Origin of the sequence: Paraburkholderia sp., assembly GCF_035656215.1 — a bacterium.
In the GTDB taxonomy this organism is placed as follows: Bacteria; Pseudomonadota; Gammaproteobacteria; order Burkholderiales; family Burkholderiaceae; genus Paraburkholderia.
Genome location: NZ_DASRSY010000041.1, coordinates 1 through 9163 on the forward strand (window position 1 = coordinate 1; position 9163 = coordinate 9163).

7 protein-coding genes and 1 pseudogene are annotated in these 9163 nt (G+C 62.2%); 2 read left to right on the forward strand and 6 right to left on the reverse strand.

What is annotated here, in order from left to right:
- A pseudogene (locus VFE81_RS02125) lies at positions 1 to 240 on the forward strand (MFS transporter); the annotation flags it as partial.
- A gap of 205 nt (positions 241 to 445) precedes the next feature.
- Here VFE81_RS02125 and truB read toward each other — a convergent pair.
- The 5 genes from truB to rimP all read right to left on the reverse strand — a co-directional run bounded on the left by truB (position 446) and on the right by rimP (position 7032).
- The gene (gene truB / locus VFE81_RS02130) at positions 446 to 1381 is read right to left on the reverse strand and encodes a tRNA pseudouridine(55) synthase TruB (protein ID WP_325043010.1); all 936 of its coding nucleotides are present in this window, start codon (positions 1379 to 1381) and stop codon (positions 446 to 448) included.
- A gap of 92 nt (positions 1382 to 1473) precedes the next feature.
- Positions 1474 to 1839, reverse strand: coding sequence for a 30S ribosome-binding factor RbfA (rbfA, locus tag VFE81_RS02135; protein ID WP_325043011.1), 366 nt, complete (start codon positions 1837 to 1839; stop codon positions 1474 to 1476).
- Between the two features lie 201 nt (positions 1840 to 2040).
- The gene (infB, locus tag VFE81_RS02140; protein WP_325043012.1) at positions 2041 to 5007 is read right to left on the reverse strand and encodes a translation initiation factor IF-2; all 2967 of its coding nucleotides are present in this window, start codon (positions 5005 to 5007) and stop codon (positions 2041 to 2043) included.
- A gap of 94 nt (positions 5008 to 5101) precedes the next feature.
- Positions 5102 to 6577 (reverse strand): transcription termination factor NusA, encoded by a 1476-nt coding sequence (nusA, locus tag VFE81_RS02145; RefSeq protein WP_168793450.1) that lies wholly within the window; start codon positions 6575 to 6577, stop codon positions 5102 to 5104.
- Positions 6574 to 7032, reverse strand: coding sequence for a ribosome maturation factor RimP (rimP, locus tag VFE81_RS02150; RefSeq protein WP_120296367.1), 459 nt, complete (start codon positions 7030 to 7032; stop codon positions 6574 to 6576). The genes nusA and rimP overlap by 4 nt, the downstream gene beginning before the upstream one ends.
- A gap of 186 nt (positions 7033 to 7218) precedes the next feature.
- Between rimP and VFE81_RS02155 the strand changes: the two genes are divergently transcribed.
- Entirely contained in the window at positions 7219 to 7503 is a 285-nt protein-coding gene (locus tag VFE81_RS02155) for a hypothetical protein (protein ID WP_325043013.1), read from the forward strand.
- Positions 7504 to 7555: 52 nt separating this feature from the next.
- Here VFE81_RS02155 and rluB read toward each other — a convergent pair.
- On the reverse strand, positions 7556 to 9163 hold a 1608-nt coding region (rluB, locus tag VFE81_RS02160), incomplete at its 5' end, for a 23S rRNA pseudouridine(2605) synthase RluB (RefSeq protein ID WP_325043014.1).

Genomic DNA, 9163 nt, shown 5'->3' on the forward strand with positions numbered 1-9163 from the left:
AGCGCGTACAATCCGGTGTTCGATCAGTCGATCCGACAGATGGGTGCGGCGGGCTTCAGTCAGCCGCAGGCGTATGGTCTGTTCAATACGATGGCTACGCAGCAGGCCGCGCAGTTGGGCGTGAACGATCTGTTCTTTGTATCGGCGGGGATCTTTGTCGCGCTGATCGCGCTGATCTGGATGGCAAAGCCGGAACGCGCCGGTGGTGATGCGGGTGCGGCGGCTGCGGCCGCGCATTGAGACTTTAGCTTCAGTCCGCGACGCGGGCTGTATGCAACGAAAAAAGGCGGGACCGCTGTTGAGCGGTCCCGCCTTTTTTTGTTGGTACTTGCGATGTTTCGCTCTAGCTTGCCGTTGTGATGGTGCTAGTGCCCAGCGGGCTCATTGGCGTGGCGGGTATAGGTCGCTCAGCCTGGCCCGATGCCGATGCCGATGCTTCTTCAGCCTAGCTCGCGGCAGTGACCACGAGTCGCTCCGGCGCCAGCACACCCTCGCCTTGCTCCGCGACGCCTAGCAGACGTCCTTCTGCTGAATACACGCGTACGCGGAGCGCATTCACAGCATCGCCAGTGATGGTCAACTCGGAAAGCTTCAGCCGCTGCCCATGCAGGAAGCGACGAGTCGCGTCTTCGTCCAGTGTGACGAGCGGGAATGTGGACAGCAATGCATCGACCGGCTGCAACCACGTATCACGCTCGCTCTCGGTCGCATCGGACAACGCGTCGAGCGTCACCGAATTCTCAAGCGTCAGCGCGCCAACGCCGGTACGCCGCAGCGCAACCAGGTGCGCACCACAACCGAGCACTTCGCCGATATCCTCGGCCAGCGTGCGCACATACGTGCCCTTGCTGCACGTCACGCGAAACGTCACGTCGGGCAACGCACAGGCAAGCATTTCAAGCGCGTGAATCGTCACCTGACGCCCTTCCCGTTCGACCGTTTGACCGGCGCGCGCATATTCGTACAGCGGCTTGCCGTCGCGCTTGAGCGCCGAATACATCGGCGGGACCTGGACGATGTCGCCGAGAAAGTTCTGCATAGCCGCCTGGACTGCAACCTGATCGCACGTCACGTTGCGCGTATCGATTACTTCGCCTTCGGCGTCGCCGGTGGTCGTGCGGATACCGAGGCGCATGGTCGCCTCGTAGGTCTTGTCGGCCTCGAGCAGATCTTGCGAAAACTTGGTCGCTTCGCCAAAACACAGCGGCAAAAGACCCGTGGCGAGTGGATCGAGCGTGCCGGTGTGGCCGGCCTTTTTGGCCAGGTAGAGACGCTTCGCGCGAATCAGCGCATCGTTGCTCGACAGGCCGAGCGGCTTGTCGAGCAGCAGCACGCCGTCGAGCGCGCGACGCGGCACGCGGGGGCGTTGAGGTGCGGTCATGTCAGAAAGACAAAGTCTTCGAAGTGGTCGGAAACAGCGCTAGACGAACTGCAACTGAGACATTGCAGCGAGGAACGCGGATAACGGCGCGCTCAGTCTTCTTTCGCGCGATTGGCGTTCGCTTCGTCGATCAGACGGGACATTTCGACGGCCCGTTCGATCGTCTGATCATAGTGAAAATGCAGCGTCGGCACGGTATGAATGTGCAGGCGCTTGAACAACTGATTGTGCAGATGGCCGGCCGCGTGCGTGAGCGCTTCGAGCGTCTGTTGCGGGTCGCCGGTCAGCGTCGTGAAATAAACCTTCGCGTGCGCGTAGTCGGGCGTCAGCTCGACGCTCTGAATCGTGACGAGGCCGATGCGCGGATCCTTGACCTCGCGCAGCAGCTCGGACAGGTCGCGCTGGATCTGATCGGCGATCTGCACATTGCGATTGGGAGAAGAACGTTTTTTAGCCATGGTGATTGTGTGATCCGTTCTGACGGATGCAAAAAAGTGGTTCGCGCGAGCGGTGGCGGTTCATGCCTCTACGGCAATGAGGGGCTTGATCGCGACTGCCAGCCACCGCGGGGCGCAATACGCGCAATGCTAAGGCCCAAAAACCAACGGGCGGAGCGGGCGCTTAAGCCCGCTCCGCCCGTTGAGCCAATGCCGCGTGAATTACAGCGTACGCGCGACTTCGGTAACTTCGAAGACTTCGAACTGATCGCCTTCGACGATATCGTTGAAGTTCTTGATCGACATACCGCACTCGAAGCCCTGACGGACTTCCTTCACGTCGTCCTTGAAGCGCTTGAGCGAATCGAGCTCGCCGGTGAAGATGACGACGTTGTTGCGCAGCACGCGCACCGACGACGAGCGCTTGACGAAACCGTCCGTGACCATACAGCCGGCCACCGCACCGATCTTCGGTACCTTGAAGACCTGACGCACTTCGACCGTGCCCGTCACGATTTCGCGCTTCTCCGGTGCCAGCATGCCTGACATCGCAGCCTTCACTTCATCCACTGCGTCATAGATGATGTTGTAGTAGCGAATATCGACGCCGTTGCTTTCCGCCAGCTTGCGCGCCTGTGCATCCGCACGGGTGTTGAAGCCGATGATGACCGCCTTCGAAGCCGTAGCCAGGTTGACGTCCGACTCGCTGATGCCGCCGACTGCACCGTGCACGATCTGCACGCGGACTTCGTCGGTCGACAGCTTGAGCAGCGACTGCACCAAAGCTTCCTGCGAACCCTGCACGTCGGCCTTGACGATGAGCGGCATGTACGCCACTTCGCCTTCGCCCATCTGCTCCAGCATGTTCTCGAGCTTCGCGGCTTGTTGCTTGGCCAGCTTGACGTCGCGGAACTTGCCTTGACGGAACAGCGCAACTTCGCGCGCCTTGCGGTCGTCCGGCATGACGATGACTTCTTCGCCTGCTTGCGGCACTTCCGACAGACCTTGAATCTCAACCGGGATCGACGGGCCTGCCGACTTGGTCGGCTTGCCGGTTTCGTCGAGCATGGCTCGCACACGACCGTAAGCGCTACCTGCCAGCACCACGTCACCGCGATTCAGCGTACCCGACTGGACCAGGATCGTTGCAACCGGACCCTTACCCTTATCGAGCTTCGCTTCAATGACGAGACCCTTGGCCGGCGCTTCGACCGGTGCCTTCAGTTCCAGCACTTCGGCTTGCAGCAGCACGTTTTCCAGCAGTTCGTCGATACCCACGCCGGTTTTAGCCGATACCGACACGAACGGCGAATCGCCACCGTATTCTTCCGGCACGACGCCTTCCGCGACGAGTTCCTGCTTCACGCGGTCCGGATTCGCATCCGGCTTGTCGATCTTGTTGATCGCGACGACGAGCGGCACGCCGCCTGCCTTCGCGTGGGCAATCGCTTCCTTCGTTTGCGGCATCACGCCGTCGTCGGCTGCGACCACCAGAATCACGATGTCGGTTGCCTTCGCACCGCGAGCACGCATGGCCGTAAATGCTTCGTGGCCCGGCGTATCGAGGAACGTGATGACGCCACGCGGCGTTTCGACGTGATAGGCGCCGATGTGCTGCGTAATCCCGCCCGCTTCACCCGCTGCAACCTTGGCGCGGCGGATGTAGTCGAGTAGCGAAGTCTTGCCGTGGTCGACGTGGCCCATGACCGTGACGACCGGCGGACGCGGCAATGCTTCTGCGTCCGTGATTTCGCCTTCGACCAGCATCGCTTCCGGATCGTCCAGCTTGGCCGCAACCGCGTGGTGGCCCAGTTCCTCGACGATGATCATCGCCGTTTCCTGGTCCAGCATCTGGTTGATCGTGACCATCTGGCCGAGCTTCATCATCGACTTGATGACTTCCGAGGCTTTCACCGCCATCTTGTGCGCCAGATCGGCGACCGTGATGGTTTCCGGCACGTGCACTTCGCGCACGATCGGTTCGGTCGGCGCCTGGAACGTGGTGTTCTGATCCTGATGCTTGCCGCGACCCTTCGGGCCCCCGCGCCAGCCGCGATCCACACCGCCGCTCGAATCGCCACGCGTCTTGATACCGCGGCGCTTCGCTGCGTCGTCCTGCCAGCCGCCCTTGCCACCACCCGGCTTCTTCTTGTCGCCAGCCGACGGCGCGGTCGTTGCAGCCGGAGCCGCAGCAGCCGGCTTCTTGACTGCCGGACGTGCCGACGCTTCACCCGCCGGACGCGCCGGCTTGTGCAGCGTGCCCTTGGCTTCCACGGCCTTGACCGGCTCAGCGGGCTTCGGTGCCGGTTCCGGCGCCTTGACCTGCGCCTTGCGCGGCGTGTTCATCATTTCGCGAATCGCACGCGCTTCGGCTTCTGCCGCCGCACGGCGCTTGCTGATTTCTTCCTGTTCGGCGCGCGTTTTCTCGGCGGCCTGACGCGCTGCGTCTTCCGCTTTCTTCGCCGCTTCGCGTTGTGCGGCACGTTCTGCCGCAGCGCGCTCGTCTTCCTGCTCGCTTTCCTTGGCAACCGCCGGCTCCGCAGCCTTGGCCGCTACCGGCTCAGCCTTCGCGGTTGCCGTCCTGGCAGCCTGCGCCGGCTCTGTAGCTTGCGGCTGCTCGCGAGCAGCCGCTTCGGCCGCAGCCGCCGCGCGCTTCTTCGCCGCTTCTTCTTCCGCACGACGGCGCTCGGCTTCAGCAGCCTGCTCGCGCGCCTGACGTTCAGTTTCTTCGCGCTCGAGCTGCTCCTGACGCGCCTTCAACTCCTGAGCCTGCTTTTCGAGCAACTCGGCTTCGTGACGAGCTTCCTCTTCACGGCGCTGGAGTTCGAGATCGTCGACGTCGGCCTCGGCCACATGATTCGATGCATCGCCGCCTTCAGCGGCGGATTCGTCGCGGCGGACGAAAGTGCGCTTCTTGCGCACCTCGACCTGAATGGTGCGAGCTTTGCCCGTCGCGTCGGATTGCTTGATCTCCGACGTATGCCGTTTCGTCAGCGTGATCTTGCGCTTGTCCGCATCAGTCGAGCCGTGAGACTTGCGCAAGTGGTCGAGCAGACGCGCCTTGTCCGTTTCGGACAAGCTGTCGTCTTCGCTCGCTTTAGTGACGCCTGCTGCCTGAAGCTGCTCAAGGAGCACGCCTGCAGGCATTTTCAGTTCCGCGGCAAATTGGGCTACGTTGTTACTCGCCATTCATTCCTCTTAATGCAAGGACCGATTCCTTGCGGTTAGCATCTTGTCATGCGGCCTAACGGCCGCGGTCAATTTAGTGCGCCATGGTCATTTCTCACTGGAACCAATGTTCACGTGCTTTCATGATCAACGCCTTAGCGGCATCCTCTTCCATTCCGGTCATCTCGACCAGTTCATCCACAGCCAGCTCGGCGAGTTCGTCGCGCGTCTGGATCTGATGTTCGGCAAGCTTGGCGAGCAGGTCGGCATCCATGCCGTCCAGACTCTTCAGGTCGAGTGCAACATTCTCGACCTTTTCTTCATTCGCGATCGCCAACGTCAACAACGCATCGCGCGAGCGATTACGCAGTTCGTGAACGGTGTCTTCGTCGAATGCTTCGATCTCGAGCATCTCGTTGAGCGGCACATAGGCGATCTCTTCGAGGCTCGTAAAGCCTTCGTCGATCAGGATGTCGGCAACTTCTTCGTCGACATCGAGACGCGCCATGAACAGGTCGCGCAGTACACCGCGTTCCTGATTCTGCTTTTGCGCAGATTCGTCCGGCGTCATGATGTTGATCTGCCAGCCGGTGAGTTCGCTGGCAAGACGCACGTTCTGGCCGCTGCGGCCGATCGCGACCGCCAGTTCGTTTTCGTCTACGACGACGTCCATCGAATGCTTTTCTTCATCGACGACGATCGACTGGACGGCTGCCGGCGCGAGCGCGCCGATCACAAACTGTGCGGGATCTTCCGACCATAGCACGATGTCGACGTTTTCGCCACCGAGCTCATTGCGCACGGCCTGCACGCGCGAACCGCGGATACCGACGCACGTGCCGATCGGATCAATGCGCTTGTCGTAAGCGACCACGCCGATCTTGGCGCGCACGCCCGGATCGCGGGCAGCCGCCTTGATTTCCAGCAGGCCCTGTTCGATTTCCGGCACTTCCATTTCGAACAGCTTCATCAGGAATTCGGGTGCCGTACGCGACAACTCGATCTGCGGACCGCGAGCGGTGCGATCGACCTTGGCGATATAGGCCCGCACGCGGTCGCCCACGCGCAGGTTTTCCTTCGGAATCAGCTGATCGCGGCGCAGCAGCGCTTCGACACGGCCGGTTTCGACGATGAAATTACCTTTATCCAGGCGCTTCACCGAGCCGGTCATGATGTGCTCGCCGCGCTCGAGGAAGTCGTTCAGGATCTGCTCGCGTTCCGCGTCGCGCACCTTCTGCAGGATCACCTGCTTGGCAGCCTGCGCGCCGATACGGCCGAATTCGATCGACGGCACCGGTTCTTCGATGAACTCGTCGAGCTGGATTTCCGGCTTCTGTTCCCGCGCTTCGAACAGCAGGATTTCCTGATCCGGCTCTTGCAGGCCAGCTTCGTCCGGCACCACTTTCCAGCGGCGAAACGTTTCGTGCTCGCCGCTTTCACGGTCGATCTGGACGCGAATATCCGCGTCTTCTTCGAAGAGTTTCTTGGAGGCCGAAGCGAGGGCCGCCTCGAGCGCGGCAAATACCACGTCTTTATCGACGTTCTTCTCGCGTGCCAGCGCATCCACCAGCATCAACACTTCGCGACTCATTGTTTGCGGCTCCTAAAGTCAACTTTCGGAACGAGGCGTGCCTTATCGATATCCGCGACGGTGAAATCGAGCATCGCGGCGCCTTCCTTCCCTTCAAATTCCAGGCCGATCGTCTCGCCTTGCGGAGCATGCAGGATGCCCCGGTACGATTTCCGTCCGTCCAATGGCTTTTTCAATGTGATTACCACTTCGCTGCCTGCGAAGCGTTCAAAATCCGCCAGTTTTTTCAGCGGGCGGTCGAGACCCGGCGACGACACTTCAAGCCGCTCGTATTCGATATTTTCGACCGTCAGAACGTGCTGGAGCTGACGCGTGACTTTCTCGCAGTCTTCGATCGCAATGCCGGCCGGCTGGTCGATATAAATGCACAACATACCGCGCCCGGTGCGCTCGAGATCGACGAGCTCGTAGCCGAGTCCCACGACCGTGGTTTCAATCAGTTCCGTCAGTTGCACAGTGCCCTCTAAGATGTTCGCGCGGCGAGACCTGCCGGGTTTGTCTGCAAACACCAATGCGGGCCGCGCGCCAAGCTGGCGCACGTTCGTGCTACCCGAGATGCCGAACCACTTAGAACTGAGCGGCAAAAAAAAATGGGCTAAACGCCCATCATCTTATTACCGGTGGTCGCACCTGAGCCGCACATGAAAAGCCGCACGCCCAGCGACTTCGCGATTGTAGCCATTTTTCGGGACAAACGCAAACCGCAGAACGCCGTGCGAAGCGCATTTCAGCTTGATTTCATGGGAATCTTTCAACGAAATAGCGACGCTCCGGGCCTTTTGCAAGGCGGCTTGCGCCGCCTCAGCCCCGCGCCGGACAAGCGGGGCCAGGAAACTCTGCCCCTACTTACGCGCACGCCGCGGTTTTATGCGTTACAAGAAACCCGCGGCGCTCGTCGATCGATTCTGACAGTATTAGAGGCGTAAATCGTTGAAGAACGATCAGCGGCCCAACCGTCATGCTTACCTGGATTGTTGCTTAACGGCCACGCGAGCGACCGCGTGGCGCGCTGCCACCACGATTGGCGCCGCCCGCGTTGGCGTTGCCGCCACCGGCGCGGTTGGCGTTACCACCGCGATTGCCGCCCGGCCCGCGGCTACCGCCGCCCGGATTGCCACCCGGATTGCCGCCTGGGCCGCCAACGCGCTTACCGCCGCCAGCCGCACGATTGCCATTACCCGACGGCGCCCGATTGCCGTCGACGTCACCACGGCCGCCGCGCGGGCCGCCCGTGCTGCCGCCACCGCCGCTCATGGGCCCGCTAAAGCCACCGGCGCTGCGGCCAGCGCCGCGGCTACCGTAGCCGCCACCGCCGCCAAAACTACCACCCGCGCTACCACCTGTACCACCACCGAAGCCGCCACCCGTTGTGCCGCGGCGGCCTTGACCGCGCGGCGGCTGCTGGTCGAAGCGACCATGCGACATCAACACCGGCTCACGGTTAATGAAGCCCATCGACGTTTGCATCGGATCCGGCTGCTTGCGCTCCGGCGCGTCTCTGCGGCCGCCCTTTTCTTCCGCCGGCGCCTTCAGGCCGACCGACGCCATCAGCGCGCGCACCTGATTGTCTTCGAGCTCTTCCCAGCGGCCGCGCTTCAGGCCCTTCGGCAGCGAGATGGGGCCATGACGCGTGCGGATCAGACGGCTGACCATCAGGCCGGCTGCTTCGAACATGCGGCGCACTTCGCGATTGCGCCCTTCGGCGAGCGCGACGTGATACCAATGATTAGTGCCCTCGCCCCCGCCATCGCGGATGCGCAGGAAATTCGCCGGGCCGTCTTCCAGCTCGACGCCGTGCAGCAGCTTCTGACGCATGCCTTCAGCCAGCTCGCCGACCACGCGCACCGCATATTCACGCTCGACGCTGTAACGCGGATGCATGAAACGGTTGGCCAGATCGCCCGAGGTGGTCAGCATCAGCAGACCTTCCGTGTTGAAGTCGAGGCGGCCGACCGCGAGCCACTTGGCGGTCTTCATGGACGGCAGCTTGTCGAACACCGACGGGCGGCCTTCCGGATCGGCGTGGCTGACGATTTCGCCGGTCGGTTTGTGATACAGCAGCACACGTGGCGGCTTGTTGGCCAGCTTGCGCTTGACCGGCTTGCCGTTGATACGGACCTGGTCGGTCGGCATGATGCGCTGGCCGATGTGAGCCGGCTCACCATTCACCGACACCCGGCCGGCGACGATCAGCTCTTCCATGTCGCGGCGCGAACCCATGCCGGCTTCGGCCAGCACTTTGTGCAGCTTCGGCGCATCGTCGTCCGCAGCCAGAACGCGTTTGGGCGCGACCGGCTTGCCACGGCGCAGCATCGGGGCGCGCACGCCGCCAGTGGCGCTGTTGTCCGCATCGAATGCAGGCGACGTGACGTAGGAGAACAGGTCGTCCGGACTCGCTTCGGTTGCGGCTACCACCGGTACTTCACCATCACGGCGATTCTGACGCTGGCCGCCTTCGCGCGACTGACGCTCACGAGGTCCGCCATCGCGCTGCCCTTCGCGAGGAGTGCCTTCACGTTGACCACCCTCGCGTTTCGCACCACCCGCATTGCGGCGCGGGCCTTGACCCTTGGCGCCTGCATCCTT

Bases quoted from the DNA above. Each gene is read 5' to 3' on its own strand.
- truB (WP_325043010.1), bottom strand. From the start codon at position 1,381: ATGACCGCACCTCAACGCCCCCGCGTGCCGCGTCGCGCGCTCGACGGC.
- rbfA (WP_325043011.1), bottom strand. From the start codon at position 1,839: ATGGCTAAAAAACGTTCTTCTCCCAATCGCAATGTGCAGATCGCCGAT.
- infB (WP_325043012.1), bottom strand. From the start codon at position 5,007: ATGGCGAGTAACAACGTAGCCCAATTTGCCGCGGAACTGAAAATGCCT.
- nusA (WP_168793450.1), bottom strand. From the start codon at position 6,577: ATGAGTCGCGAAGTGTTGATGCTGGTGGATGCGCTGGCACGCGAGAAG.
- VFE81_RS02155 (WP_325043013.1), top strand. From the start codon at position 7,219: ATGAAAAGCCGCACGCCCAGCGACTTCGCGATTGTAGCCATTTTTCGG.